The sequence below is a fragment of the Streptomyces violaceoruber genome (assembly GCF_033406955.1).
Lineage (GTDB): Bacteria > Actinomycetota > Actinomycetes > Streptomycetales > Streptomycetaceae > Streptomyces > Streptomyces violaceoruber.
In genome coordinates, this window is sequence record NZ_CP137734.1 from 4339231 (window position 1) to 4365618 (window position 26388).

The window sequence follows — 26388 nt, forward strand, 5'->3', positions numbered from 1 at the left end:
ATGACTCAGGAACCGATCTCCTTGGCCTCCGCCCTCGCCTCCTTCGCCGAGCAGTGGAGCCCCCGTATCGTCACCGCCGTCAACGACTACGACGTCCGCGTCGCGAAGGTCGAGGGCGAGCACGTCTGGCACGTGCACGACCACACCGACGAGTTCTTCCTCGTCCTCGACGGCACACTGCACATCGCCCTGCGCGAGCCCGCCGGCGAGCGCGTCGTCGTCCTGCCGAAGGGGTCCGTCTTCACCGTCCCGCGCGGCACGGAACACAAGCCGTACGCGCCCGTTCCCACGGCCATCCTGCTGTTCGAACCGACCGGGACACTCACCGTCGGCGACCGGCACGACGAGGTGCCGGGCCATGTGGACGCGACCAGCGGACACGCGCTGACCCCGGGCGCCTTCTGACGGAACCGGCCGTGGGCGGGGTGAAGCCGGGGGCGGCGCCGGTGGACGCGCCGGCGCCGTCAGGCGCCGTAGCCGTCGCGGTAGCCGTCCTGCGTGTGGTGGTGGGGCCGTTCCTCGACGACCGGGGTCGTCGGCGGCATCACGACGCGGCGGCGCCGGGCGATGCTGCTGAACGTGGCGACGCCGATCAGGCCGACAACCATGAAGATCACACCGACCAGGTCGAGGTTGACGCCCTGCATGTCCCAGTCGGTCGCGAACGTGAGGATGGCTCCCACGGCGATGAGGATGATGCACCCGCCGAGGCCCATGAGTGTTGCCTCCCTGTCAGATCCGGTCGGTTCCGGGTTTCCGGCCGATCCGGTTCCGTGCGGGTACCCCCGGCTTCAACCCTCATGCCGCGGGGCGGGGTTGTGCCCTGCCGGCTACGGCTGGAGGAAGGCCACCAGCGCGTTGGCCAGCAGGTGCGGGTCGTCGGCGCCGCACAACTCCCGGGCGCTGTGCATCGACAGGATGGCCACGCCGATGTCGACGGTGCTGATGCCGTGCCGGGCCGCGGTGATGGGGCCGATGGTGGTGCCGCACGGCATGGAGTTGTTGGAGACGAAGGTCTGGAAGGGGATGTCCGCCTTCTCGCAGGCGGCGGCGAACACGGCGCGGCCCGAACCGTCGGTGGCGTAGCGGTTGTTGACGTTGACCTTGAGGATGGGTCCGCCGTTGATCCGCGGGTGGTGCGTCGGGTCGTGCCGTTCCGCGTAGTTGGGGTGGACGGCGTGGCCCGTGTCGGAGGACAGGCAGACGGTGCCGGCGAAGGCGCGCGCCCGGTCCTCGTAGGAGCCGCCGCGCGCGAACACGGAGCGCTCCAGCACGCCGCCGAGCAGCGGTCCGTCGGCGCCCGTGTCCGACTGGGAGCCGGTCTCCTCGTGGTCGAAGGCGGCCAGCACGGGGATGTAGGGGAGGTCGGCGCCGGAGGCCGCGACCGAGGCCAGGGCGGCCGTCCCGGCGTGCACCGACAGCAGGTTGTCCATCCGCGGGCCCGCCACCAGCTCCCGGTCGCGGCCCAGGTACGCCGGGGGCTCCACGGAGTGCGTCATCAGGTCCCAGCCGGTGACCTCGCCGCGGGCCAGCCCCGCCTCGTCCTCCAGGAACGCGATCAGGTCGCCGTCGCGCACGGAGTCGCCCAGGCCCCAGACGGGCTGGAGGTGGCGCTGCTTGTCGAGCTTGAGGCCCTCCGTGGAGACGTTGCGGTCCATGTGGATGGCGAGCTGCGGGACGCGCAGCAGCGGGCGGTCGACGTCGACCAGGCGGGTGGAGCCGTCGCGCAGCGAGAGGCGGCCGGCCAGGCCCAGGTCCCGGTCGAGCCAGGAGTTCATCAGCGGGCCGCCGTAGATCTCCACGGCGACCTGGCGCCAGCCGTGCGCCCCGGTGTCCGGGCGGGGCTTGACGCGCAGGTTGGGGGAGTCGGTGTGGGCGCCGACGATGCGGAACGGGGTGTGCGCCGCGGCGCCCTCCGGGACGTACCAGGCGACGATCGCGCCGCCGCGCAGCACGTACTTGCCGCCGCTCGTGGCCTCCCAGGCGTCGGTCTCCGCGACCTGGCGGAAACCGGCCTTCTCCAGCCGCGCGGCGGCGCTCGCCACGGCGTGGTACGGGGTCGGGCTCGCCGACAGGAAGGTCATCAGGTCGTCGGTGTGGCCGCGGTCGAAGCGGGAGGGTGCGCTCATGGGGTTCACCTTAACGACGTGCGAGGGCCCGCTTCCCGACCGGCGGGAGCGGGCCCTCGTGGAGGTGTGCGCAACGGGCTTCCGGCGCGGGGCCCGTCCTAGAACGCCGCCTCGTCCAGCTCCATCAGGTCCAGCTCGACGCCCTGGGCGACCTTGCGGGCCAGGGTCAGGCCGGGCAGGACGTTCGCGGCGAAGAACTTCGCGGCGGCGATCTTGCCGGTGTAGAAGGCCTTGTCCTTGGCGGAGGCGGTCGGCAGCTTCTCGGCGGCGATCGCCGCGCCCTTGAGGAGCAGGTAGCCGACGATCACGTCGCCGGAGGCCTGTAGCAGGCGGGTGGTGTTGAGGCCCACCTTGTAGATGTTCTTGACGTCCTGCTCGGTGGCCGCGAGGTCGGTGAGCATCAGGCCGACGATGGCCTCCAGCTCGACGGCGGCCTTGGCCAGGTGCTCGCGGGCGCCGGACAGCTCCTCGCCGCCGGTGGCGAGCGCGAGGAACTTCTTGATGTCCTCGGCGAGCGAGTTCAGCGCGGTGCCCTGGTTGCGGACGATCTTCCGGAAGAAGAAGTCCTGGCCCTGGATCGCCGTGGTGCCCTCGTACAGGGTGTCGATCTTGGCGTCGCGGATGTACTGCTCGATCGGGTACTCCTGGAGGAACCCGGAGCCGCCGAAGGTCTGGAGCGACTGGGCGAGCTGCTCGTAGGCCTTCTCCGAGCCGTAGCCCTTGACGACGGGCAGGAGCAGGTCGTTGAGGGCGTGCTCGGCCGAGGCGTCCTCGCCGTTCGCCTCCTTGACCTGGATCTCGTCCTGGACGGAGGCGGTGTACATCACGAGCGCGCGCATGCCCTCGGCGTACGCCTTCTGCGTCATCAGGGAGCGGCGCACGTCCGGGTGGTGCGTGATGGTGACCTTGGGGGCCGCCTTGTCCATGAAGTTGGCCAGGTCGGGGCCCTGGACGCGCTCCTTGGCGTACTCCAGGGCGTTGAGGTAGCCCGTGGAGAGGGTGGAGATCGCCTTCGTGCCGACCATCATGCGGGCGAACTCGATGATGCGGAACATCTGGCGGATGCCGTCGTGCTTGTCGCCGATCAGCCAGCCCTTGGCGGGGTGGCGGTCGCCGAAGGTCATCTCGCAGGTGTTGGAGGCCTTCAGGCCCATCTTGTGCTCGACGTTGGTCGCGTAGACGCCGTTGCGCTCGCCCAGCTCGCCGGTCTCGAAGTCGAACTCGTACTTCGGGACCAGGAAGAGGGACAGGCCCTTGGTGCCGGGTCCGGCGCCCTCGGGGCGGGCGAGGACGTAGTGGAGGATGTTCTCCGACATGTCGTGCTCGCCGGACGTGATGAAGCGCTTGACGCCCTCGATGTGCCAGGAGCCGTCGGCCTGCTCGACGGCCTTGGTGCGGCCGGCGCCGACGTCCGAACCGGCGTCCGGCTCGGTGAGGACCATGGTGGAGCCCCACTGCTTCTCGACGGCGATCGAGGCGATGTGCTTCTGGACCTCGTTGCCCTCCTCGAAGAGGATGCCGGCGAACGCCGGGCCCGAGGAGTACATCCACACGGCCGGGTTGGCGCCGAGGATCAGCTCCGCGTAGGCCCAGATCAGGGAGCGCGGCGAGGTGGTGCCGCCGATCTCCTCGGGCAGGCCGAGCCGCCAGTACTCGGAGGCCATGAAGGCCTGGTAGCTCTTCTTGAAGGAGGCCGGGACCGGCGCGGTGTTGGTCTCCGGGTCGAAGACCGGCGGGTTGCGGTCGGCGTCGGCGAAGGACTCGGCCAGCTCGTTCTCGGAGAGGCGGGTCAGCTCCTCCAGCACGCTCTTGGCGGTGTCGGTGTCCATCTCCGCGAACGGGCCCGTGCCGTAGACCTTGTCGCGGCCGAGCACCTCGAAGAGGTTGAACTCGATGTCCCGGAGATTCGGCTTGTAGTGCCCCATGGCGACGCTCCCTTGAGAGATCGGCGAGGCACTCGCTCCTCGCATCCGTACACGTACCAACTGGTAGCTACGATGATGCTACCCGTCGGTAATAAGAAGCAACCCCGGGCCGCCCATCTGTGACTCGTTACTCGTTACTCTGTGCTGCATGTACGGCTACGACCAGACCGCGGGCCAACAGCAGCAGCAGTACGCCCCGCCCCCGCAGCAGCCGATGGGCGGCGGGTACGGGCAGCAGCCGCCGCTGTACCCCGAGCCGTCCCCGCCCTCGCTCGCGGACGCGGTGCGCGCCTTCACCACCGGCCAGATGTCCGCCGAGGACTTCCAGCAGATCTTCGCGACCTCGAAGGTCTACTGCCCGCGCGGCGACAACCCCGGCTTCCTCGCGCTGCACAACACCCAGCAGCCCGTGATCCCGATGTTCACCGGCCTGAAGGAGCTGCGCCGGTACGCGGGCAAGGAGTCGAAGTACTTCGTGATCACCGGGGCGGAGGTGATCGACCTGCTGCCGACCGGCTACGGCTTCGTCCTGGACATGGAGGGCGAGCACCGGATGGTGTTCGACGCCAAAGCCGTCGAACAGATGGTCGATTTCGCCATGCGGCGCATGTACGGCTAGACGCCGCCGAACGGATGCCCGTGAGCCCGGAGGGAATGACCTCCGGGCTTTCGTGGTTCCAGGTGGCAAGAAGTTCAATGCTCAACTAAAGTGGGGCGCACGCCGCCCGAGGAGGTCGACATGCCCGCCGTGACCGTCGAGAACCCGCTGACGCTGCCCCGCGTATCCGCACCCGCCGACGCCGTCGCACGTCCCGTGCTCACCGTGACCACCGCGCCCAGCGGTTTCGAGGGCGAGGGCTTCCCGGTGCGCCGCGCGTTCGCCGGGATCAACTACCGCCACCTCGACCCGTTCATCATGATGGACCAGATGGGTGAGGTGGAGTACGCGCCCGGGGAGCCCAAGGGCACGCCCTGGCACCCGCACCGCGGCTTCGAGACCGTGACCTACATCGTCGACGGGATCTTCGACCACCAGGACTCCAACGGTGGCGGCGGCACCATCACCAACGGCGACACCCAGTGGATGACGGCGGGCTCGGGGCTGCTGCACATCGAGGCGCCGCCGGAGCAACTGGTGATGTCGGGCGGTCTCTTCCACGGGCTCCAGCTGTGGGTGAACCTGCCGGCCAAGGACAAGATGATGGCCCCGCGCTACCAGGACATCCGCAGTGGCAGCGTCCAGCTGCTCACCTCCCCCGACGGCGGCGCGCTGCTGCGCGTCATCGCCGGTGAGCTGGACGGGCACGACGGCCCCGGCATCACGCACACGCCGATCACGATGGTCCACGCCACGCTGGCGCCGGGCGCCGAGGTCACCCTGCCCTGGCGGGAGGACTTCAACGGCCTCGCCTACGTCATGGCCGGACGCGGGTCCGTGGGTGCCGAGCGGCGTCCGGTGCACCTCGGGCAGACCGCCGTCTTCGGCGCCGGGGGCTCGCTGACCGTCCGCGCGGACGAGAAGCAGGACGCGCACACCCCGGACCTGGAGGTCGTGCTGCTCGGCGGCCGGCCGATCCGGGAGCCGATGGCCCACTACGGCCCGTTCGTGATGAACACCAAGGACGAGCTGATGCAGGCCTTCGAGGACTTCCAGAAGGGGCGCCTCGGCACCGTCCCGGCGGTGCACGGCATGTCGGGCGAGGGCCCCGGGGCCTGACAGCGCCTCACCCGGGCGGGCCGTCCGCGCAGGACAGCCCGCCCGGTGCGTGATCGGGTGGGGGCGTGCAGCTGCTCCCCGGTCCGGTGCGCCGGTTCGCCGCCTGGTGCGCCGTCATCCTGCTCGCCAGCGGTGTCGTCTACGTCGCGATCCGGCTCTGCGTCGAGTTCCGCACCGCGGTGACTCCGGCGCTGCTCGCGCTGCTCGGCACCGCGCTGCTCAGGCCGCTGCACGCGCGGCTGGTGAAGGCCCATGTGCAGCGGTCGCTGGCCGCCGGGCTGACCTGCGCGGCCGTGCTGGCCGTGGTCGGCGGGGCGGTGTACATCGTGGTCTCCGCGCTCGTCGAGACCGGCGACCAGATCGTCACCTCGCTGCGGGACGCGGCCCAGGGCATCGCCGACCACTTCGGTGCGGCGGGCACCTCGCTGGACGACCTGGCCTCCAACGCGCGCGAGCTGCTGGGCAAGTTCGGCGGTACGGCCGCCTCCGGCGTGGTGACCGGGATCAGCGTCGTCGGCGAGATGATCGCCATGGCCGTGCTCGCCCTGCTGCTCGTCTTCTTCTTCCTGCGCGACTCCGACCGCGCCGTCACCACGGTGCGCGCCCTCGCCCCGCCCGGCGGCGCCGACACGGTCGAGGCCGTGGCCCGGCGGGCCTTCGGGGCCGTCGAGGGCTTCATGCGGGGGACGACTCTGATCGCCCTCATCGACGCGTTCTGCATCACCGTCGGCCTGCTCGTCCTGCGCGTCCCCGGCGCGGTCGGGCTCGGGGCGCTGGTCTTCGTCGGCGCCTACATCCCCTATCTCGGCGCGTTCATCTCCGGGGCCGTCGCCGTGCTGGTGGCGCTGGCCGACCGGGGGTTCGTCATCGCGCTGTGGGCCCTCGGCGTGGTGCTGGCCGTGCAGGTGCTGGAGGGACACGTGCTCCAGCCGATGATCCAGAGCCGTACCGTCCAGATGCACCCGGCCGTCGTGCTGCTGGCGCTCACCGCGGGCGCGTCGGTGGCGGGCATCCTGGGGATGCTCCTGGCCGTGCCGCTGACCGCGGCGGCGTTCGGGGTCGTGCACGAGCTGCAAGCGCGTTACGGGGTCTCGACGGCCGCCTCCGGGCCGGACGCGGGACCGGCACCGTCGACCGGGGCCGCGGACTCGTAGAGCTCGTACCAGATGCTCTTGCCCTCGCCGCGCGGGGCGACGCCCCACGCGTCCGCGAGCAGCTCGACCAGCATCAGCCCGCGTCCGGAGGACGCCATCTCGCCCGGCCTGCGCTTGTGCGGCAGATCGTCGCCGTTGTCGGTGACCTCCACCCGGATCCGCCGCTCGCCCGGCTCCCCGGCCACCTCGGCGACGAGCAGGGCGTCGGTGTCGGTGTGGACCAGGACGTTCGTCAGCATCTCGGAGAGCAGGAGCACCGCCGCGTCGCGCTGCTCCTCGCCCGGCCAGTCGTGCAGCAGGTCGCGCAGATGCTGCCGGGCGGTGGCGATCCGGGCCGGCTCGGCCTGGGCGACCGTCAGCATCGTGCGGCGCACCGGCGCCCGGGTCGCGGTGGATTCGCCGCAGCCGCAGCCTTCGCCCTGCCGGCACAGCAGCAACAGCGCGATGTCGTCCTCCCGGCGGTCGGCCAGCGGGCCGACGGTGTGGTGCGAGGAGGGGCCGTGCACGGCCTGGACCAGCGCGTCGGCCAGCTCCTCCAGACCGCCGACGTGCTCCTCCAGGATCACCCGCAGGCGGTGCCAGCCGCTCTGCAGATCGTGGCCGCCGGTCTCGACCAGGCCGTCCGTGCACAGCATCAGGGTGTCCCCGGGTTCCAGGGCGAGCCGCGTCGTCGGGTAGTCGGTGTCCGGGTCGATGCCCAGCGGCAGCCCGCCCGCCGTGGCGAGGATCAGCGCCGTCCCGTCCGCCATCCGCACCACCGGGTCCAGGTGTCCCGCGCGGGCGCTCTCCACGGTGCCGGTGGCGGGGTCGACCTCGGCGTAGTAGCAGGTCGCGAAGCGCAGGTCGCCGGGGTCGTCCTCGGCCGTGGCGAGGCCGTGGAAGAAGTGGGAGGCACGGGCGAGCACCGCGTCGGGACGGTGCCCCTCGGAGGCGTAGGCGCGCAGGGCGATGCGCAGCTGCCCCATCAGCCCGGCCGCCCGCACGTCGTGGCCCTGGACGTCCCCGATCACCAGGGCGAAGCGGCCCCCGGGCAGCGGGATCATGTCGTACCAGTCGCCGCCGACCTGGAGGCCGCCGCCGGTGGGGACGTAGCGGGCGGCGATGTCCATGCCGGGGATCTCCGGGCCGAGCATGGGCAGCATCGAGCGTTGCAGCCCCTCGGCCAGCTCCCGCTGGTTCTCCGCGGCGCCGGCCCGGGACAGGGCCTGGGCGAGCATCCGTGCCACCGTGGTCAGCACCGAGCGCTCGTCCGGCGTGAACGCGACCGGGTAGGCGAAGGCGGCCATCCAGGCGCCCATCGTCCGGCCCGCCACGGTCAGCGGCAGGTAGGCCCAGGAGCGGCGGCCGAAGCGCTCGGCGAGCGACCACGTCATGGGGTAGCGGGACCGGTACTGCTGCGGGGAGGAGAGATAGACCGCGCGGCCGGTACGGACCACTTCGGCGGCCGGGTAGTCGGTCTCCAGGGACATGTCCACGAACGGGTTGGCCTCGTTCTCCGGCTGCCCGTGGTGCCCGATCACGGTGAGGCGGTCCCCCGAGACCCCGAACACCGCGAGCCCGTCCGGGGAGAACCCCGGCATCGACAGCCCCGCCGCGACCCGCAGCACCTCCTCGGTGGACCGCGCCTCGGCCAGTGCCCGGCCCGCGTCCAGCAGGAAGGCCTCCCGCGAACGCCGCCACTCGCCGGTGACCGCGCTGCGCCCCGCGGGGGTCCCCGGCCTCGGCTCGGCGACCTCCTGGAGGGTGCCGGTCAGCACGTACGCCTTGCGCACGGTGTCGAAGGAGGGCTTGGAGCGGCTGCGTACGACCCGGACGACATGGCCGCGCTCGTCCATGATCCGGATCCGCACCTCGGCGAGAGTGCCCTCGGCGACGGCGAGCTGGACCACCCCGGTGATCTCGTTCCAGTCCACCGGATGCAGCCGGGCCCTCACCTGCGCCTCGGTGAGGGTCGCCGGTCCGGCGGGCAGGCCGAGCAGGCGGGCGGCCTCTCCGTCCACCGTGACCTCACCCGTGGCGGTGTCCCAGTGCCACAGTCCGGTCGCGAGGGCGGCAAGGACGTCCCCCACCTCGGGCAGGGGCTCACCAGTGCGCATTGCCCCACTTTAAGAAGAGGTCGTCGGACGCTGCCACCGCTCGCCGGGGCGGCGGAGCGGGCCGGGAGCGGGCCGGGAGCGGGTCCGTGGCGGGCTCGTGGCGGCCCCGGGACGCGTCAATCGGGAAGAAGGCAGCCGTGGCCGCCCGGTACGCTGGGGTTGTTTCACGTGAAACGCGAAACACCATCCCCGATCCGCGAAGGCTGGATGAACGACGATGCATCGGTACAGGTCCCACACCTGCGGCGAGCTCCGCTCCTCTGACGTCGGCACCGACGTCCGACTGAGTGGCTGGCTGCACAATCGGCGCGACCTGGGCGGCATCCTCTTCATCGATCTGCGCGATCACTACGGCATCACGCAGCTCGTCGCCCGTCCGGGCACCGAGGCGTACGAGGCGCTGGACAAGCTCACCAAGGAATCGACCGTTCGGGTCGACGGCAAGGTCGTCTCCCGCGGCGCCGACAACATCAACCCCGACCTGCCCACCGGCGAGGTCGAGGTCGAGGTGGGCGAGGTCGAGCTGCTCGGCGCCGCCCAGCCGCTGCCCTTCACCATCAACACCGAGGACGGGGTCAACGAGGAGCGGCGGCTCGAGTACCGCTTCCTGGACCTGCGCCGCGAGCGCATGCACCGCAACATCATGCTGCGCACGTCGGTCATCTCCTCGATCCGCAGCAAGATGGTCGCCCTCGGCTTCAACGAGATGGCGACGCCCATCCTCACCGCCACCTCCCCCGAGGGCGCCCGCGACTTCGTCGTGCCCTCCCGCCTGCACGCGGGCCGCTTCTACGCCCTGCCGCAGGCGCCGCAGCAGTTCAAGCAGCTGCTGATGATCTCGGGCTTCGACCGGTACTTCCAGATCGCGCCCTGCTTCCGCGACGAGGACGCCCGCGCCGACCGCTCGCCGGGCGAGTTCTACCAGCTCGACGTCGAGATGAGCTTCGTCGAGCAGGAGGACGTCTTCCGCCCGATCGAGCAGCTCATGACCGAGCTGTTCGAGGAGTTCGGCAACGGCCGCCACGTGACCTCGCCGTTCCCGCGGATCCCGTTCCGCGAGGCGATGCTGAAGTACGGCTCCGACAAGCCCGACCTGCGCGCCCAGCTGGAGCTGGTCGACATCACCGACGTCTTCGAGGGCTCGGAGTTCAAGGCCTTCGCCGGCAAGCACGTGCGCGCGCTGCCCGTCCCGGACGTCTCGGGCCAGCCCCGCAAGTTCTTCGACCAGCTCGGCGACTACGCCGTCTCGCAGGGTGCCAAGGGCCTGGCCTGGGTCCGCGTCGGCGAGGACGGCAAGCTGTCCGGCCCGATCGCGAAGTTCCTCACCGAGGAGAACGTCGCGGAACTGACCAAGCGGCTCTCGCTGGCCCCCGGCCACGCGGTGTTCTTCGGCGCGGGCGAGTTCGACGAGGTCTCCAAGATCATGGGCGCGGTCCGCGTCGAGGCCGCCAAGCGCGCCGGCCACTTCGAGGAGAACGTCTTCCGCTTCTGCTGGATCGTCGACTTCCCGATGTACGAGAAGGACGAGGAGACGGGGAAGATCGACTTCTCCCACAACCCCTTCTCGATGCCGCAGGGCGGCATGGACGCCCTGGAGAACCAGGACCCGCTGGACATCCTCGCCTGGCAGTACGACATCGTCTGCAACGGCGTCGAGCTGTCCTCCGGCGCCATCCGGAACCACGAGCCGGAGATCATGCTCAAGGCCTTCGAGATCGCGGGCTACGACGCCGAGACCGTCGAGCGCGAGTTCGCCGGCATGCTGCGCGCCTTCCGCTTCGGCGCCCCGCCGCACGGTGGCATCGCCCCGGGCGTCGACCGCATCGTCATGCTGCTGGCCGACGAGCCCAACATCCGCGAGACCATCGCCTTCCCGCTCAACGGCAACGCCCAGGACCTGATGATGGGCGCCCCGACCGAGCTGGACGAGAGCCGGCTGAGGGAGCTGCACCTGACGGTGCGCAAGCCGCAGCCGAAGTAGGCCGCGGCGGCCGCACCGCAGCGACCGTCGTTCCCGATCCGCCGGTTGCGATCCGCCGGTTACGATCCGCCGTTCTCGAACCACGAAGGAGAAGTGCCGTGCCCCTGGTGTCCGTCGTGATGCCCGTGTACAACTCGGCGGCCACCCTCGGCGCAGCCGTCCGGTCGGTGCTCACGCAGACCCACGGCGATCTGGAGCTGCTGGTCACCGACGACCAGTCCTCCGACGGCTCCATGGACCTGCTGCGCGAGTTCGCCGCCCAGGACGAGCGCGTCCTGCCCCGCTCCTCGCCGGAGCGGGGCGGCGCGGGCCGGGCCCGCAACCTCGCCATCGAGCGGGCCCGCGGGGACTACGTCGCCTTCCTCGACTCGGACGACATGTGGCTGCCGGAGAAGACCGAGAAGCAGCTCGCCTTCGCCGCGGAGGGCACCGCGCCCCTGACGTTCACCTCGTACTTCAAGATGGACGCCGACCACGACGGCGAGAGCACCGACTGGGTCCCCAACGGCCGGGTGATCCGCGCGCGGGAGCACGTGGACTACCGCGCGATGCTGGTCCAGGACCACATCGGTGCTCTCACCGCCATGTACGACCGCAACGTCCTGGGCACGAGGCTGATGCCGGAGATGCGCAAGCGCCAGGACTACGCCCTGTGGCTGTCGATCATGCGGGACGGCGCCGACGCCCGGGGGCTGGCCGAGCCGCTCGCGGTGTACAGGGCCCATCAGGCGGGATCGCTGTCCTCCAACAAGCTCTCGCTCGTGGAGTACAACTGGGCCCTGTACCGCGAGCACGAAAACCTGTCGGTCCCGCGGGCGACGCGGGCGCTGGCCGGCGCCGTGTGGCAGTCGCTGCGCAACTCGCGCATCTAGGGCCTGGCCGGCGGATCATGCCGTGGACGCGGGGCCTGGCACGCCCGTCTGCGGCGTTGTCGTCGGTTGCCGACTCCCCCCACGCTCGACTGCGCTCGCGCGGGGTTGTCGCCCTCCTCCGCCTTGCAGCTGCACGCACCAGACCTCGCTCACCAGCGACAATGAGGCGCCGTGGATTTCCTGCGACCTGATCCGCCGGACAGGCCCTGGCCCGCGCGGGCCCTACCGGGCCACGAACTGGGTCAGGATCGCCTGGACCTCGTAGATGTCGACGCCCTTGGTGAAGGTCTTCTGGACGGGGGTCTGGGAGCCGGAGAGCCAGATCTTCAGTTCGGCGTCGAGGTCGAAGTGGCCGGCCGTCTCGACCGCGAAGTGCGTGATGCTGCGGTACGGGATCGAGTGGTACTCGGTCTTCTTGCCGGTGATGCCCTGCTTGTCGACCAGGATCAGCCGCCGGTCGGTGAACAGGATGGTGTCGCGGATCAGCAGGTAGGCCGCGTGGACCTGCTCGCCCTGGCCGAGCAGGCGCGCGTACTCCTGCTGTGCCTGGGCCGGGTCGATGCTGTGCGCGTTGCCGAAGAGTGCCATGGTTTCCCCCCACGTGAGCCGGCTGTTTGTACGATCTTCGCAAACGCGGAGGCCCGGGAGAAGCTTCTGCCTCTCCCGGGCCTCCGCTGTAGCGAGCGCGTTACGCGGCCGGCTTCTCCTCGAGACGCGGGAAGAGCACCGCGCCCTTGGTGACCGTGGCACCGGCGGGCAGCCGGCCCCAGTCCGCCGCGTCCTGGACCTGCTGGTCCGCGAGGGCGCCCAGGGAGGGCTCGGCGCCGAGGGAGTCCCAGAGCTTCTGGGAGGTGTCCGGCATGATCGGGTTCAGGAGGACCGCCACGGCGCGGAGTGCTTCCGCGGCCGTGTAGAGGATCGTCGCCAGGCGCGCCTTCCCCTCCGGCGAATCGTCCTTCGCGACCTTCCAGGGCTCCTGCTCGGTGATGTAGCCGTTGACCTGCTTGACGAAGTCGAAGACCGCCAGGATGCCGCCCTGGAAGTCCAGCTCCTCGCCGATCTTCCGGTCGGCCTCGGCCACGGCCTTGGTCAGGCCGTCGTGGATGGCCTGCTCCGCGTCGCCGTCGGCCGTCGCGGCCGGCAGCTCGCCGCCGAAGTACTTGCCGACCATGGCCGCCACGCGGGAGGCGAGGTTGCCGTAGTCGTTGGCCAGCTCGCTGGTGTAGCGGGCGGAGAAGTCCTCCCAGGAGAACGAGCCGTCCTGGCCGAAGGCGATCGCGCGCAGGAAGTACCAGCGGTAGGCGTCCACACCGAAGTGCGTGGTCAGGTCCTGCGGCTTGATGCCGGTCAGGTTGGACTTCGACATCTTCTCGCCGCCGACCATCAGCCAGCCGTTCGCGGCGATCTTCCCCGGCAGGGGCAGACCCTGCGCCATCAGCATCGCCGGCCAGATGATCGCGTGGAAGCGGAGGATGTCCTTGCCGACCAGGTGCACGTCGGCGGGGAACGTCGACTCGAACTTCTCCGGGTTCTCGTTGTAGCCGACCGCCGTGGCGTAGTTCAGCAGGGCATCGACCCACACGTAGATGACGTGCTTGTCGTCCCAGGGGACCGGCACGCCCCAGTCGAAGGTCGAGCGGGAGATGGAGAGGTCCTGGAGGCCCTGGCGGACGAAGTTCACGACCTCGTTGCGCGCGGACTCGGGCTGGACGAAGCCCGGGTTGGCCTCGTAGTGGGCGAGCAGCTTCTCGCTGTACTCGCTGAGCTTGAAGAAGTAGTTCTCCTCGCTGAGGATCTCCACCGGCTTCTTGTGGATCGGGCACAGCTTCTGGCCCGCGTACTCGCCCTCGCCGTCGAGCAGCTCGCCGGGGAGCTTGTACTCCTCGCAGCCCACGCAGTACGGGCCCTCGTAGCCGCCCTTGTAGATCTCGCCCTTGTCGTACAGGTCCTGCACGAACTCCTGGACGCGGTCGGTGTGCCGCTTCTGCGTGGTGCGGATGAAGTCGTCGTTCGCGATGTCGAGGTGCTCCCACAGGGGCTTCCAGGACTCCGTGACGAGCTTGTCGGCCCAGGCCTGCGGGGTGACCCCGTTCGCCTCGGCCGTGCGCATGATCTTCTGACCGTGCTCGTCCGTGCCGGTGAGGTACCACACCTTCTCGCCGCGCTGGCGGTGCCAGCGGGTGAGCACGTCGCCTGCGACGGTCGTATAGGCGTGGCCCAGGTGAGGAGCGTCGTTGACGTAGTAGATGGGGGTCGAGACGTAGTACGCCTTCGCCCCCTGCTTCTCGGTTCCAGTGGCCGCCATGGTCGAAATCCTACTGGGCCCGCGGAGATCGACTCACACGCGTTTCGGGGGGGGGACGGAGGGCTTCCCCTTCGTCCACCCCCCGAGGGGTCGTGCGTGCCGCTGCTGTGACCGGCTACGGGCGCCAGGTGGCCAGTACGGCCTCGTACAGCTCCTTGTCGGTCAGCTCCTTCGGGGTCTCGCCGGCCAGGAAGTGGGAGGCGTTGCCCGTCTTGAGCTTGCGGAGGTAGTCGAAGGCCTTGTTCTCCGGGTCACCGAAGGCGACGAAGGAGAAGTGGACGTTCGGGTGGTTCGCCGCCGCGTCGGTGAGGGACTGGGTGGCGGGGGTCTTGGCGTCGGGGGCGCCGTCGGTCTGGAAGATCACCAGGGCGGGGGTGCCGGGGGCCGCTTCCTTGGCGTGGTGGGCGAGGACTGCCTCGACGGCGGCATGGTAGCTGGTGCGGCCCATGCGGCCGAGCGCTGCGTGCAGCTCGTCGATCTTGTTCTCGTGGTCGGTGAGGGTCAGGTCGCCGGTGCCGTCCACCTCGGTGGAGAAGAACGTGACGTGGACCGTGGCCTCGGGGTCGAGGTGCGCCGCGAGGGCGAGGGTCTGCTCGGCGAGGGCCTGGGCGGAGCCGTCCTTGTAGTACGGGCGCATGGAGGCGGAGCGGTCGAGGACGAGGTGGACCTTGGCGCGGGCGCCGGTGAGGTCGCGCTTCTTGAGCGCGGCGCCGGCGGCCTTGTAGGCGGTGGTGAGGCCGGGGGCGCGGGAGCGGAGGCGTGCTGCGGGGGTTGCGGGTTTCGACGCCTCGGCTTCGCCTTCGGCGTCCGTGTCCCTACGGGGTGCCTCCGGCGGGGTGGCGGGCTGTGACGCCTCGGCTTCGCCTTCGGCGTCCGTGTTCCCACCCGCACCGCCCGTGCTGCCTTCGTTGTCGGGTGCGGGTGGCCCCTGTGGGGCTTCCTCGCCGTCGGCGGCTGCGGGTTCGGGGGTGGCCTCCGGCTCCGCCTCGGGCTGCGCCTTCGCCTCCGGCTTGGCTTCCACTTCGGCCTCGGCATCCGCCTCTGCCTTGGCTTCCGCCTCGGCTTCCGCCTCCGGCTCGGCTTCCGCCTCTGCCTTGGCTTCCGCCTTCGCCTCTGCCTCCGCCTCGGGCTCGGGCTTTGCCTCGGGCTTTGCCTCCGGGCTGGTTTCCGGCTCCGGGTTTGCCTCGGGGGCGACCTCGGGCTCGGGGTTCGTGGGTGGGGTCGACGGGGTGGGCTTGGGGACGGTGATGTTGGCGAAGGCGGCCTTGACGAGGTCGTGTTCGTCGGGGGTGGGTTCCGAGCGGGGCTCGGGGATCTGGGAGGGCTCCGGCTCGGCCGAGGTGGTCTCGGCCGGCTCCGGGGGTGCGGTGGGCTGGGACGGGAGCTTCGGCTCCGGCGCGGTGACCGGCGGTGCCGTCTCCTGCGTCGCACCCTCCGCCTGTGCGGTCCGTTCCTTGCGTGAGCGGCCGAACGCGTTCCGCAGGAGAGTGAGAATGCCCATGTGCGCAACCCTTCGAGTGAGTTGGTGCCGTCAATCCCTGGCCAGGACGGACACGTAAGGTTAGCGGTCCCAGCTTGTGATCTTGTGCAGGGTCTGGCATGCGGGCGGCGAGGCGTCAAGGCAGGATCCGGTCGTCGCCGCAATTCCCCCAAGGATTCCGCGGGTTCACCCGGCGTTCACCGCGACGCCCGGTCCCGGCACGTATGCGCGCCTACGGTCGCGCTGACACCAGGGCATACAGGGATTCTCAAGGGGAGAACACAGTGCGCAAGCTCCTGCCGTTGATCGGGACGCCGTCCGGTTCGCATCCTGGCGGCCGGTCCGCGATGACCTGCCGTTTCCGGTGTGGCGACGCCTGCTTCCACGAGGTGCCGAACACCAGCTCCAACGAGTACGTCGGCGATGTCATCGCCGGTGCGCTCAGCCGCCGTTCCATGATGCGTGCCGCCGCCGTCGTGACCGTCGCCGCGGCGGGCGCCGGGGCCGTCGGGGTGGCGGGGGCGCCGTCGGCGCAGGCCGCGCCCGCGGCCGGAAAGGGGCACGGGAGGCCCTCCAAGGCGTCCGGCGCGCGGGGCCTGCGGTTCACGCCCGTCGCGCCCAACACCGACGACGCCGTGACCGTTCCGGAGGGGTACCGGCAGGACGTCGTCATCCGTTGGGGTGAACCCATTCTGCGCGGGGCGCCCGCCTTCGACCCGGAGAAGCAGAGCGCCGGGGCGCAGGCCGGGCAGTTCGGGTACAACAACGACTTCCTCGCGCTGCTGCCGCTGCGGGGCGAGCACGACCGCCAGCTCCTCGTCGCGAACCACGAGTACACCGACGAGGTGCTCATGTTCCGCGGCTACGACCCCGAGAACCCGACCCGCGAGCAGGTCGAGATCGCCTGGGCCGCGCACGGGCTGTCGGTCGTCGCCGTGCAGGAGGAGCGCAGGAGCGGGCGGCTCACGGCGGTGTCGCGGCATCGGCTGAACCGGCGGATCACCGCCACCAGCGAGTTCCGGCTGACCGGCCCGGCCGCCGGGTCCGACCTGGTGAGGACCTCCGCCGACCGCAGCGGCCGCAAGGTGCTCGGCACCCTCAACAACTGCTCCGGCGGCACCACCCCGTGGGGCACCACGCTGCACGGCGAGGAGAACTTCAACCAGTACTTCGCCAACAGCAGCCGGGACACCGACAAGCGGTACGGGATCGGGACCGGGGCCACCGAGCGCAAGTGGGAGCGGTTCGACAAGCGGTTCGACGTCGCCCGGGAGCCGAACGAGGTGCACCGGTTCGGGTACGTCGTGGAGCTGGACCCGTACGATCCGGAGTCGACGCCGCGCAAGCACACCGCGCTCGGCCGGTTCAAGCACGAGGCCGCGACCGTGCGGCTGACGCACGACGGGCGGCCGGTCGTCTACACCGGCGACGACGAGCGGTTCGACTACTTCTACAAGTTCGTCGGCAGCAAGCGGATGCGGCACGGCAACTCCCGCTGGGCGCGCGAGCACAACCTCTCGCTGCTCGACGAGGGGACGCTGTACGTCGCCAAGCTCAGCGGCGACTCCCCCGCCATCGAGATCGACGGGACGGGGACGCTGCCGCGCGACGGCGAGTTCGACGGCGGTGGCGAGTGGATTCCGCTGGTGACCGCCACCGAGGACGGTGCCGTCTCGCACGTCGAGGGGATGAGCGCCGAAGAGGTGTGCGTCTTCACGCGGCTCGCCGGGGACAAGGTCGGCGCGACCAAGATGGACCGGCCCGAGGACATCGAGCCGTCGCCGACGACCGGCAAGGTGTACGTCGCGCTCACCAACAACTCCAACCGGGGCAAGGCCGGTTACGCGGGCCCCGACGAGGCCAACCCGCGCAACTCCAACAAGCACGGCCACGTGCTGGAGCTGACCGAGCGCTGGAACCGGGCCGACGCCACCCGCTTCGGGTGGTCGCTGTTCCTGGTCGCGGGTGACCCGGAGGACCCGGCGACCTACTTCGCGGGCTTCCCCAAGGACCGGGTCAGCCCGATCTCCTGCCCGGACAACGTCGCCTTCGACGACCACGGCAACCTGTGGATCTCCACCGACGGCAACGCGCTCGGCAGCCACGACGGGCTCTTCGGCGTGGCGACCCGGGGCGACCGGCGCGGTGAGCTGAAGCAGTTCCTGACCGTGCCGACCGGTGCGGAGACCTGCGGCCCGCTCGTCCAGGACCGGCGGGTGCTGGTCGCCGTGCAGCACCCGGGCGAGGTCGACGGCGCCTCCGTGGAGCAGCCGGCCAGCTCCTGGCCCGACGGGCCCGGGAAGATCGTGCGCCCGGCGGTCGTGGCGGTGTGGCGCGCGGACGGCCGCGACATCGGCGTCTGAGCCGGCCGGGAAGCAACGGGGAGCGGTCAGCCGGCCGCCGCGTGCAGGGTCAGATCGACGACCAGCGCGCGGTGGTCGGTGCCGGCCAGGGCCAGGAACCGGGCGTCGCGCGCGGCGAAGTCCCCGGACACCAGGACGTGGTCGATCTGCGTGCCGAACACGGGGAGGGTCCGCACGGGCCAGCTGGGCGTGCGGTCCTGGCCCGCGAGCCGGGCCGCGTCGCGCAGCCCCGTGTCCAGGATGCGGCGGAAGGCGGCGTGGTCCTGCGAGGCGTTGAAGTCGCCGGCCAGGACGGTGGGCGTCCCGCGGTCCCCCGCGGCGGCGTCGCGCAGGGCGGCCAGCTCCTCGCGCCACAGGTCCACCCGGTCCGCCAGCGGCGGCATCGGGTGGGCGAGCCGGAGCCGTACGGGGTGGCCGCGTACGTCGGCGACGGCGGCGGGCATGCCCAGGGTGCCGGGGACGGCGGGGGCGGCCCGGAGCGGGAAGGCGCTCAGGATCACGGAGCCCTTGGAGCCGTCGCCCTCGACGGCCCGCCGGTGCGGATAGCCGGCGGCCAGGTCGCGCCGCAGCGCCGCGCCGCACGTGCGCTCGCACTCCTGTACGAACACGAGGTCGGGCTTCTCGCGGCGCACGGCGGCGATCAGCGCGTCGGTGCCCTGCCCGAACTCCACGTTCGAGGTCAGCACCCGGACCTCGGCGACGGGCGGCCCGGTGGGCTCCACGCTCTTGCCGTACGGCTCGATGAACCACGCGAGGAGCCCGAGCAGCGCGACGCCCCACACCGCGCCGGTCCACCACCGGGCGAGCAGCGTGAGCAGCAGCCCGGCGCCGGTCGGCACCAGCAGCCAGGGCAGGAAGGCGAGGAGCTGCGGTACGGGGGTGACGCCGTCGCTGTCGGCGGTCCGGCAGCCGACGACCACGCTCACCCCGGCGAACAGCAGCGCCGCGCACCAGGCTCCGGGGCGCCGTCCGGTGCGGCGGGGCGTGCGTCCGCCGTCGGCGTCCGTCCACGTGCCGTTCGCCGTGTCGGTCTCGGTGTCCAAGTCCCGGCCCTTCGCTCGCGGTGCGATGCCCGGATCTACGCCGGGGCGTGGAACTCCCGGACGACTTCGATGCGGCCCACGATGTGCCGGTTGAACTCCGCCAGCTCCTCCGCCGGGACCCACAGCTCCAGGATGGTCTCGCCGCCTGCCCGGCGTACGGGGTAGCGGGCCAGGAAGGCGGTGTCGGCCTCGAACCGGGTCACGTGGCCCGAGCCGGAGGCGGGGACGTTCCAGTCGCGGGCGATGCGGACGGCGTAGTCCTCGTTGAGGACCGGGTAGAAGATCGGCTGCTCGGGCAGGCGCGGGGGCCAGGCCGTCCAGCCGGAGGCCTCGACGAGCGCCAGCTCCTCGGGGCCGGTGGGCCGCCACAGGGTCGTCGTGCCGCTCTCGGTCCGTCGCTCGGTCATGGGCGGCGACGTTAGCCGCCCGGGCGCGGTCCCCGCCAAGGGGTTTCAGAGCCGGGTGCGCGTCGGCCGGGGCGGGCCGGGCTCGGCGGAGGGCTTCGAGGCAGGCTCCGCGGTGGGCTCCTCGGCGGACCGGCGGCGCGGTGGGCGCCCGTACCGGCCCGTGAGCCACGAGACCAGGGCGACCGCGAGGCCGAGGGCGACGAGGAGCCAGGAGGCGGTGCGCAGTGTTTCGGTGAGGGCGTCGTACACGGCGCCCGCGGCGGGGCCGTCCACCGGGCCGGGGAGTTCTGCGACGGTGAGCCGGCGGCCGGCCAGGACGGCGAGGGCGAGCAGGGCGCCGCCGAGGGCGGTGCCGATCCCGGCGGCCGTGACGGCGCGGCGGCGGCGGGCGGCGACGGCGATCGCGGTGACCGCGAAGACGACGGCCGCCAGCGGCAGCCAGAAGGCGGCGACGTCGAGCACGTGGTAGCCCTCCCTGAGCCGGTCCGCCTGGCGGGCCGGGAGCACGGTGACCGCGGTGTGCCGGACCGGGATGCGCCGGGCGAAGGGCACGTGGTCCTCGGCGAGCCGGTCCCGCACGCGTTCGGTGACGGGGGCCAGGTCGACGGTGATCGCGTGTCCGGCCGCGCCGTCGTCCCGCAGGGCGCGCAGCACGGCGGCGTGGACGGTGCGGTTCGCCGCGTCCCAGCCCTCGTGGAAGGCCTCGGTCCGGGTGAACGAGCGGGCCGCGTCCCGCACGAAGAGCCGCACGCTGCCGTCCACGGGTCCCGCCGCGACCTCGTCGACGAGCCCCGCGAACCCGGCGCCCAGCGTGTCGGCGGCCGCGTCCCGCACGTCCGGATCGTCGGCGAGCGGGGCCATGGACGCGACGTAGCGGCCCGTGTCGGCCGGCCCGTGCATCGCCCAGCCGGCCAGCGTGGCGCACGGGGCGAGCAGGCTGGCGAGGACGATCAGGGCGGCCGACAGGGCGCTCCGGAGGCGGGGGGACACCCTCCCAGGCAAACCCCCGCGCCCCCGCCGGGCGACCGGCGTGACTGCATATGGCCCCCGGGGACGAGCCGGTCAGGTGGTGCGGGTGAGGGTGCGGTGCCTGGCCGCCCGGGCCTCCTCGGCGTCCTGGCGGGTGGCGTAGAAGTAGTACAGCCCGGCCGTCACCGCCGCCGCGAGCAGCAGGGACACCAGGACGCAGGTGAACATGGCCACGCCGCTGCCCGAGTAGAGGAAGCCCAGGGCGCTGCCCGCGAACGCCCCCCACAGCACCGCGTGGCCCTCGCGCGGCAGCCGGTCGGCCACGGCGCGGACCACGTACCACAGGAGGGCGAAGGCGAGCACCGTCATGAAGCCGAACAGCAGGTTCCAGCCGGTGACGGGGCCGCCGTGGCGGCGGACGGACGCCGCCCAGTAGCCGTAGACCAGGCCGATCGCCAGTGGCATCGCCCACTTCGCCAGCAGGTGGGTCCGCGCGCCGAAGACGTCGGGCATCCGGCGCCCGGACGTGTCCCTTCCCGTACCCCTTCCGGTACCGGTGCCGCCGGTGCGGGCGCCGGTGGACGTTGTGCGTGTGGGTACCGCGTGAACCATGAGAGCACTCCTCTCGCCTCGCCCCGTCTGCCCCCGTCTACCAGCGCACACCCGGGTCCGCCGACTGGCAAGTCAGGATGCGGGGCGGTGCGGCGCGTGCTTCGCTTCCCCCGTGAGGGGTCGCGTGCGCGGGCCGGTGCGTGGCCGGTGGGAGTTGCTGGGCGGGCTCGTCCGGGCCGCGGGCCGGGGCGACGCCCTGTCGCGGCACGAGCTGCTGAGCGTGCGCGGCCACAGTGCGGCGTGGCTGTTCCCGCTGCTCATGCTCGTCGGCATCGCCGTGGCCGACGTGACGACCAACGTGTTCCAGATCATCGCCTGGACCGTGCTCGTCCCCGGCGTCGCGGCCGCGATCTGCGGTGTGTGGAGCACGGCCGTGTTCGCGGTGCTGTCGACAGCCGTCTACATGATGGCAGACCTGGTCTGGAAGCACCGGGAGGAGACCGGCATGGCCGGCCTGCTGCTCGTCGCCCTCGGTGGTGTCGTCGCCGTGGGGGTGGCCGCCGTCCGGGTCGGCGGCGAGCGGCGCATGCTGCACATGCGGGACATCGCCGAGACCACCCGCCGCACCGTGCTGCGCCCGCTCCCGGTGGGTTTCGGCGGCCTCGACCACGCCGCCGTCTACCTCTCCGCGGACAGCGAGGCCCGCGTCGGCGGCGACTTCTACGACATCCAGCCCGGACCGCACGGCACCCGGGTCCTCGTCGGCGACGTGCAGGGCAAGGGGCTCGGCGCGGTGGAGACGGCCGCCGCGCTGCTCGGCACCTTCCGCGAGGCCGGGTACCACGAAGCCGACCTCGCGACGGTCGCCGAGCGCCTGGAGACCCGCATGGTGCGCCACCGCGAGCACACCGCCGCCCTCGGCCGGGCCGACGGCGACCGGTTCGCCACCGCCGTGCTGATCGGGTTCCCGCCCGGCCCGCCGGACGCCGTGGACATCGCGGACGCCGTGGACTGCGTCGTCTTCGGCCACGAGCCCCCGATGGCGGTCGGCCCCCGCGGGGTGCGCCTGCTGCCGGTCGTGGGCGGGCTGCCGCTGGGGATGGCCGAACTGGCGCCCACCGGCCGGTCCGGGACGCCGCCGGTGCACCGGCTGCACCTGGCCGAGGACGAGACGCTGCTGCTGGTCACCGACGGGGTGACGGAGGCCCGGGACCCCGCCGGGGTCTTCTACCGGCCGGCCGACGACATCGCCCTCGCCCTCGCCGCCGACCCGCGCAGCGCCGTGCCCGCGCGGCTGGTGTCCCTCGTCCGGGACGGCACGCTGCGGCACTGCCGGGGGCGGGTGGCCGACGACACCACGGTCTTCGCGGTACGGCGGACACCGGCCGGCCGGGAGCCGTCCGGCGGCGGCTGAGTGCCGCGCTTCGCAGCCGCAGCGGTTACGGTGCTGCCGTACGTGATCGACGTACGTGATCGACAGGGGGAGGGGACAGGGACATGCCCGGAACCGTGCTGCTGCTCGCGGCGTCGCCCGTGGGCCGCGGATGCCTGGTGGACGCCGCCTCCGTGCTCCCCGTGCTCGCGGCCGTGCCGCCCGCCGTGCTCTCCGGCACGGACACGGCGAACGTCGTCGAGCTCGCCGACCCGCTGGAGCCGCAGGCCGTCCTGACCCGGCTGAGGGCCGCGGCGGCGGCCCCCGGACCGCTCACGGTCTACGTCGCCGGACAGCTCCAGCTGGACCGGCGCCAGCGCCTGCCGCACCTGGCGCTGGCCCGCACGACCCCGTCGACCGTCCGCTACACGGCACTGCCCTGGCACTGGATCCGCGAGGAGCTGCGGCTGCGGCCGAGCGGCGCGACGACGCTGCTGCTCGATCTGCACGCCGACCACGAGACCTGGCAGTGGCTGCGGACCAGCCCGCTGGACTCCGGGCGCAACAACGCCGTCTACGGCCGCGTCGCGCCGCCGCCCGCACGGCGGGCGGTGGCCGTCCCGTCGTACATGCGGGGCGTGGCGACGATCCTGCGCAGCGGGCACCGGCCGCCGCCGGACGAGCTGCACCAGCAGGCGCTGGCCCGCGCCGCCGCCGACGCCCCGGGCAGCGGCGCGGTGACTGGCGCCGACCTGGTGCTGACGGCGCCGGGGCCGGTGGCGGGCGACCCGCACGCCGTCATCGCCGCCGCCGTGCGCTCCGGGCGGCACGGGGACGCCGACGCGTTCGCCGCCCGGCACGAGCGGGCCGCGGCCCACGCGCACGGGCCCGCCTCCGAGGACGCGCTGCACTGGGCGGAGGTCCGGGCCGACCTGGCCATGTTCGCGGGGGACCCGGTGCGCAGCTGCCGGTCCTGGCTGACGGTGGCCGAGGCCCGGCTCGGCGCCGGGCAGCTCCCGCAGGCGCCCGCCGTGGAGGCGGCCGTCGACCGGGCCCACCACCAGTGGGGACGGATCCGCGACGCCGGACCGGCCCGCGAACTGGGCGCGGCCCTCGCCGCGCTGCGCGGCCGCGTACCGGGCCGCCGCGAGGGCGCCCTGGACCATGTCCAGCGCGAACTGAGCCGGCTCCAGACCCAGGGCTGAACGCACCGGCTCCAGACCCAGGACCGGGGGCGCCCTCCCGACGGGCGTCCTAGCCGTCCTCCGGGGCCGGGCCCTCCTCGGGCGGGGCGGCCTCCTGGGCCGGGGCCGGGGACGGTGCCGTGTCCGCGGGGCCCGCGTTGGCGGCCAGCAGCAGGCAGGCCACGGCGGCGACGGCGGCGGTGAGCGCTCTGGCGTAACGTTCGGCGGTGCGGAAGCGTACGGGCACGGTGTCCTCTGGGGGATGAGGGATTGTGTCAAGCGCGGTTAAGCGCGCTTAATACGCGGTTTAACCTAGAGCCGTCCGCGCCGAACGGCAAGAGCCTCATGGGGAGTTGGCAGTGGGGGACCGTGACGACCGAAACGACATCGGACGCCGGGTGCAGCGCCTGCGCGCCGAGCGCGGGATGACCCAGCGCCAGCTCGCGGAACCGGCGTACACACCCGCCTACATCTCCACCCTGGAGGCCGGCCGCGTCCGCCCCTCCGACGAGGCGCTGCGGCACCTCGCCGACCGGCTCGGTGTCGGATACGAGGAGCTGGTCACCGGACGGCCCGCCCGCCTCGCCACCGACCTGCGGCTCAGGCTCACCGAGGCGCAGCGCACCCTCGCCACCGAGGGCGCGGAGCAGGCGGCCGCGCAGTACACCGGGCTGCTCGCCGAGGCCGAGACGTACGAGCTGGCCGAGGAGCGGGCCGCCGCGCTGCTCGGGCTCGGCGAGTGTGCCGTGGAGACCGGCGAACTGGCCGCGGGGCGCCAGTACTTCGAGCGGGCCGAGCAGTGCCTCGTCGACGCCGGGGCCCCGCTGCCCGCCCGGGTCCCCGCCCTGCGCGGACGCGCGCTCGCGCACTACCTCGCCGGTGAACTGCGGTACGCCGTGTACCTGCTGGAGTCCACCCTGGACGAGCTGAACCGCGGCGGTCTGCACGATCCCGACGCGCTGCTGCTGCTCTACGCCAGCGCGATCGGCCCGTACATGGACATGGGCGCCCACGCGCGCGCCGCGCAGGCCGCCGAACTCGCCCTCGCCCTCGCGCCCAGCGCCGGTGACCCCGCGCTGGTGGCCCGCATGCACCGCTCGGTCGCCCGCACCCTGCTCGCCGAGGGCCGCCTCGCCGAGGCCGACGCCTCGCTCGCCAAGGCGGCCGAGCTGTACCGCACCCTGCAACTGGGCACCGAGCTGGCCAACTGCCACTGGATGCGCGGCTACGTCTGCGCCCAGAACGGCGAACTGCCGCGCGCCGAGGCGGAGATGCGCGAGGCCCTCGCCATGCTCTCGGCCACCCGCGCCGCCCTGTACAGCAGCCAGGTCGCCGTCGAGCTGGCCGACGTACTGCACCGGCGCGGCAAGTCCGAGGAGGCCGCCGAGCTGCTGCACGGGGTCCTCGACGACCTCTCCTCCGAACGCGGCGCCGTGCACTCCGCGGGCGCGCACCGGCTGCTCGGCATCATCGCCGAGGACGCCCGGGACACCGAGGCCGCCGAGGAGCACTACGTCCGGGCGCTGAGCCTGCTGGAGCGGGCCGGCGCGGCGGGCGACCTGGCCGACCTGTGCCGTCTCCTCGGCGACCTGCTGCGCCGCACCGGCCGCGTCGAGGCGGCCCTGGACGCCTACCGCACCGGCCTCGGGCACCGCACCGCGCCCGGCACGACCACTCTGGGCCCGGCCCCCGCCCAGCCGCCGCTGTAGTCCCCGCCGGGGGTGTCGTTTGGATCTTGCCGGGGTCGCGGGGTCTGGCACGCACGTCTGCGGCGTTGTCGTCGGTTGCCAGGGCTCTGCCCTGTCGCCCTCCTCCGCCTTGCAGCCGCACGCACCAGACCCCGCTCGGGTCGGCCACAAGGCACCGTCGACCCCGGCCGGCCCGATCCGAACGACACCCCCTAGACCTGGGCCCGGCCCTGTCGCCGGGCCTCCGCCAGGCGGCCGGTGCCGATGTCGACGGACGTCCGGGTGGTGTCGTCGGCCGGTTCGCCGAGGGTGCCGTTGGTGAGGCTGATCGCGTCGTCGCCGAGGCGGACGGCGACCAGGTCCACCGTGAGGATCCCGTCGCGGGCCTCCCCGCCGGAGCCGTCGTCCGGCGCCGTGCCGCCCACCGTCACCCGCAGGCCCCGGCGGGCGTCCCCCGCCTCCGGCAGGACCAGGCCGGTGACGCGGACGTCCCGGGCGGTGCCGCGGGCGGGCCGTGCGGTGAAGTGCCCGCACGTGTCCGGCAGCGTCCCGAGCCACGCCAGCGTCCGGTCGAGGTCGGCGGCGCGGTAGGAGGTGACCCGGTAGTGCAGCTGGGCCCCGTCCTCCGTGTCGTCCAGGGCGGCCGTGGCCCGGGGCGCGGTGGCGGCGTCCGAGCCGAAGAGGTCCTCGGTGTAGAGGACGTCCAGCAGCCGTCGGCAGTCGGGCCGGTCGGCGGTGGCCTTGAGCAGTTCGTCCCGCCAGGTCGCGGCACCCCGCGTCGGCTCCCACGCCTCCCCCAGGTCGGCCGCCGTGATCAGGGCGGCCCGCGCCTGCCCCCGGGTGAGCACCGGCGGCAGGCCGGACGACGGAAGCGCGGCCGGGGACTGCGCGGTCGGCGACACGGTGCCGTCCGCCTCGTCCGCGCCCCGCCCGCCACCGACGCAGGCGGTCGCCGTCAGCGCCAGCACCGCCGCGAGCGCGGCACCGGGCAGCGGACGGAGGGCGGGGATGCGTGACGGTCGGGCGGCGGGGGCGCGTGACGGTCGGGCGGCGGGGGCGTGCTGCATCGGTGCCTCCTGGCGGGCCGGTGCGACCGGCGCCGTTCAGGATCGGTCACGTCTCCACGGCACCACCGTCCCCGCCGCGCCACC

The 26388-nt window shown here is 72.6% G+C and carries 23 protein-coding genes; 10 read left to right on the plus strand and 13 right to left on the minus strand.

The window, feature by feature from the left end; translation table 11 throughout:
• Entirely contained in the window at nt 1-405 is a 405-nt protein-coding gene (locus R2E43_RS19430) for a cupin domain-containing protein (RefSeq protein WP_011029240.1), read from the plus strand.
• 59 nt (nt 406-464) lie between these two features.
• On the opposite strand, the gene R2E43_RS19435 is transcribed toward R2E43_RS19430, so the two are convergent.
• From R2E43_RS19435 to R2E43_RS19445, 3 genes are all read right to left on the minus strand, one after another.
• The gene (locus R2E43_RS19435) at nt 465-716 is read right to left on the minus strand and encodes a DUF6458 family protein (RefSeq protein WP_003975139.1); all 252 of its coding nucleotides are present in this window, start codon (nt 714-716) and stop codon (nt 465-467) included.
• Nucleotides 717-830: 114 nt separating this feature from the next.
• Nucleotides 831-2129: a M18 family aminopeptidase gene (locus tag R2E43_RS19440; RefSeq protein WP_003975140.1), complete on the minus strand. Its 1299-nt coding sequence runs from the start codon at nt 2127-2129 to the stop codon at nt 831-833.
• A 98-nt stretch (nt 2130-2227) separates the two neighbouring features.
• Nucleotides 2228-4054, minus strand: coding sequence for an acyl-CoA dehydrogenase (locus R2E43_RS19445; protein WP_030863368.1), 1827 nt, complete (start codon nt 4052-4054; stop codon nt 2228-2230).
• A 148-nt stretch (nt 4055-4202) separates the two neighbouring features.
• Here R2E43_RS19445 and R2E43_RS19450 point away from each other — a divergent pair, with 148 nt between their 5' ends.
• The 3 genes from R2E43_RS19450 (at nt 4203) to R2E43_RS19460 (ending at nt 6925) form a co-directional block, all read left to right on the plus strand.
• The gene (locus R2E43_RS19450; RefSeq protein ID WP_003975142.1) at nt 4203-4673 is read left to right on the plus strand and encodes an SseB family protein; all 471 of its coding nucleotides are present in this window, start codon (nt 4203-4205) and stop codon (nt 4671-4673) included.
• Between the two features lie 120 nt (nt 4674-4793).
• Nucleotides 4794-5771, plus strand: a complete 978-nt coding sequence (locus tag R2E43_RS19455; protein WP_003975143.1) for a pirin family protein — start codon at nt 4794-4796, stop codon at nt 5769-5771.
• A gap of 65 nt (nt 5772-5836) precedes the next feature.
• On the plus strand, nt 5837-6925 hold the full coding sequence (locus R2E43_RS19460) for an AI-2E family transporter (RefSeq protein WP_003975144.1): 1089 nt from the start codon (nt 5837-5839) through the stop codon (nt 6923-6925).
• Here the strand turns inward: R2E43_RS19460 and R2E43_RS19465 are convergent.
• Nucleotides 6853-9021 (minus strand): SpoIIE family protein phosphatase, encoded by a 2169-nt coding sequence (locus R2E43_RS19465; protein WP_332056405.1) that lies wholly within the window; start codon nt 9019-9021, stop codon nt 6853-6855. The genes R2E43_RS19460 and R2E43_RS19465 overlap by 73 nt on opposite strands.
• Before the next feature lie 217 nt (nt 9022-9238).
• Between R2E43_RS19465 and aspS the strand changes: the two genes are divergently transcribed.
• Nucleotides 9239-11002 (plus strand): aspartate--tRNA ligase, encoded by a 1764-nt coding sequence (gene aspS / locus R2E43_RS19470; RefSeq protein WP_030863363.1) that lies wholly within the window; start codon nt 9239-9241, stop codon nt 11000-11002.
• 98 nt (nt 11003-11100) lie between these two features.
• A complete protein-coding gene (locus R2E43_RS19475; RefSeq protein ID WP_003975147.1) occupies nt 11101-11874 on the plus strand; it encodes a glycosyltransferase family 2 protein in 774 nt (257 codons plus the stop codon).
• Nucleotides 11875-12096: 222 nt separating this feature from the next.
• Here the strand turns inward: R2E43_RS19475 and R2E43_RS19480 are convergent, their stop codons facing one another.
• From R2E43_RS19480 to R2E43_RS19490, 3 genes are all read right to left on the minus strand, one after another.
• Nucleotides 12097-12462, minus strand: a complete 366-nt coding sequence (locus R2E43_RS19480) for a PH domain-containing protein (RefSeq protein ID WP_003975148.1) — start codon at nt 12460-12462, stop codon at nt 12097-12099.
• Nucleotides 12463-12562: 100 nt separating this feature from the next.
• Complete coding sequence (gene metG / locus R2E43_RS19485; RefSeq protein WP_093456509.1) at nt 12563-14179, minus strand: methionine--tRNA ligase; 1617 nt, start codon at nt 14177-14179, stop codon at nt 12563-12565.
• A gap of 115 nt (nt 14180-14294) precedes the next feature.
• Nucleotides 14295-15680, minus strand: a complete 1386-nt coding sequence (locus R2E43_RS19490) for a VWA domain-containing protein (RefSeq protein ID WP_332056406.1) — start codon at nt 15678-15680, stop codon at nt 14295-14297.
• 263 nt (nt 15681-15943) lie between these two features.
• Here R2E43_RS19490 and R2E43_RS19495 point away from each other — a divergent pair, with 263 nt between their 5' ends.
• Nucleotides 15944-18022 (plus strand): PhoX family protein, encoded by a 2079-nt coding sequence (locus R2E43_RS19495; protein WP_093456507.1) that lies wholly within the window; start codon nt 15944-15946, stop codon nt 18020-18022.
• A 26-nt stretch (nt 18023-18048) separates the two neighbouring features.
• Here the strand turns inward: R2E43_RS19495 and R2E43_RS19500 are convergent, their stop codons facing one another.
• The 4 genes from R2E43_RS19500 to R2E43_RS19515 form a co-directional block, all read right to left on the minus strand.
• Nucleotides 18049-19065, minus strand: a complete 1017-nt coding sequence (locus R2E43_RS19500) for an endonuclease/exonuclease/phosphatase family protein (RefSeq protein ID WP_210984895.1) — start codon at nt 19063-19065, stop codon at nt 18049-18051.
• Nucleotides 19066-19100: 35 nt separating this feature from the next.
• Nucleotides 19101-19472: a hypothetical protein gene (locus tag R2E43_RS19505; RefSeq protein ID WP_003975153.1), complete on the minus strand. Its 372-nt coding sequence runs from the start codon at nt 19470-19472 to the stop codon at nt 19101-19103.
• Between the two features lie 45 nt (nt 19473-19517).
• Nucleotides 19518-20462 (minus strand): hypothetical protein, encoded by a 945-nt coding sequence (locus R2E43_RS19510; RefSeq protein WP_329431433.1) that lies wholly within the window; start codon nt 20460-20462, stop codon nt 19518-19520.
• A gap of 72 nt (nt 20463-20534) precedes the next feature.
• Entirely contained in the window at nt 20535-20954 is a 420-nt protein-coding gene (locus R2E43_RS19515; protein ID WP_003975155.1) for a hypothetical protein, read from the minus strand.
• A 223-nt stretch (nt 20955-21177) separates the two neighbouring features.
• On the opposite strand from R2E43_RS19515, the gene R2E43_RS19520 reads away from it, so the two are divergent.
• Entirely contained in the window at nt 21178-22407 is a 1230-nt protein-coding gene (locus R2E43_RS19520; RefSeq protein ID WP_265696422.1) for a PP2C family protein-serine/threonine phosphatase, read from the plus strand.
• An 83-nt stretch (nt 22408-22490) separates the two neighbouring features.
• A complete protein-coding gene (locus R2E43_RS19525) occupies nt 22491-23570 on the plus strand; it encodes a hypothetical protein (RefSeq protein WP_011029232.1) in 1080 nt (359 codons plus the stop codon).
• A 49-nt stretch (nt 23571-23619) separates the two neighbouring features.
• Here R2E43_RS19525 and R2E43_RS19530 read toward each other — a convergent pair whose 3' ends face one another.
• Entirely contained in the window at nt 23620-23796 is a 177-nt protein-coding gene (locus tag R2E43_RS19530; RefSeq protein ID WP_037897068.1) for a hypothetical protein, read from the minus strand.
• 112 nt (nt 23797-23908) lie between these two features.
• On the opposite strand from R2E43_RS19530, the gene R2E43_RS19535 reads away from it, so the two are divergent.
• Nucleotides 23909-25258 (plus strand): helix-turn-helix domain-containing protein, encoded by a 1350-nt coding sequence (locus R2E43_RS19535; protein ID WP_003975159.1) that lies wholly within the window; start codon nt 23909-23911, stop codon nt 25256-25258.
• Between the two features lie 191 nt (nt 25259-25449).
• Here R2E43_RS19535 and R2E43_RS19540 read toward each other — a convergent pair whose 3' ends face one another.
• Nucleotides 25450-26304: a hypothetical protein gene (locus R2E43_RS19540; protein ID WP_051815049.1), complete on the minus strand. Its 855-nt coding sequence runs from the start codon at nt 26302-26304 to the stop codon at nt 25450-25452.
• Between the last annotated feature and the right edge of the window lie 84 nt (nt 26305-26388).

Coding starts and splice junctions, on each gene's coding strand:
- aspS (WP_030863363.1), top strand. CDS start 9,239: ATGCATCGGTACAGGTCCCACACCTGCGGCGAGCTCCGCTCCTCTGAC.
- R2E43_RS19435 (WP_003975139.1), bottom strand. CDS start 716: ATGGGCCTCGGCGGGTGCATCATCCTCATCGCCGTGGGAGCCATCCTC.
- R2E43_RS19490 (WP_332056406.1), bottom strand. CDS start 15,680: ATGGGCATTCTCACTCTCCTGCGGAACGCGTTCGGCCGCTCACGCAAG.
- R2E43_RS19440 (WP_003975140.1), bottom strand. CDS start 2,129: ATGAGCGCACCCTCCCGCTTCGACCGCGGCCACACCGACGACCTGATG.
- R2E43_RS19465 (WP_332056405.1), bottom strand. CDS start 9,021: ATGCGCACTGGTGAGCCCCTGCCCGAGGTGGGGGACGTCCTTGCCGCC.
- R2E43_RS19540 (WP_051815049.1), bottom strand. CDS start 26,304: ATGCAGCACGCCCCCGCCGCCCGACCGTCACGCGCCCCCGCCGCCCGA.
- R2E43_RS19480 (WP_003975148.1), bottom strand. CDS start 12,462: ATGGCACTCTTCGGCAACGCGCACAGCATCGACCCGGCCCAGGCACAG.
- R2E43_RS19525 (WP_011029232.1), top strand. CDS start 22,491: ATGCCCGGAACCGTGCTGCTGCTCGCGGCGTCGCCCGTGGGCCGCGGA.
- R2E43_RS19515 (WP_003975155.1), bottom strand. CDS start 20,954: ATGCCCGACGTCTTCGGCGCGCGGACCCACCTGCTGGCGAAGTGGGCG.
- metG (WP_093456509.1), bottom strand. CDS start 14,179: ATGGCGGCCACTGGAACCGAGAAGCAGGGGGCGAAGGCGTACTACGTC.
- R2E43_RS19505 (WP_003975153.1), bottom strand. CDS start 19,472: ATGACCGAGCGACGGACCGAGAGCGGCACGACGACCCTGTGGCGGCCC.
- R2E43_RS19430 (WP_011029240.1), top strand. CDS start 1: ATGACTCAGGAACCGATCTCCTTGGCCTCCGCCCTCGCCTCCTTCGCC.
- R2E43_RS19455 (WP_003975143.1), top strand. CDS start 4,794: ATGCCCGCCGTGACCGTCGAGAACCCGCTGACGCTGCCCCGCGTATCC.
- R2E43_RS19445 (WP_030863368.1), bottom strand. CDS start 4,054: ATGGGGCACTACAAGCCGAATCTCCGGGACATCGAGTTCAACCTCTTC.
- R2E43_RS19450 (WP_003975142.1), top strand. CDS start 4,203: ATGTACGGCTACGACCAGACCGCGGGCCAACAGCAGCAGCAGTACGCC.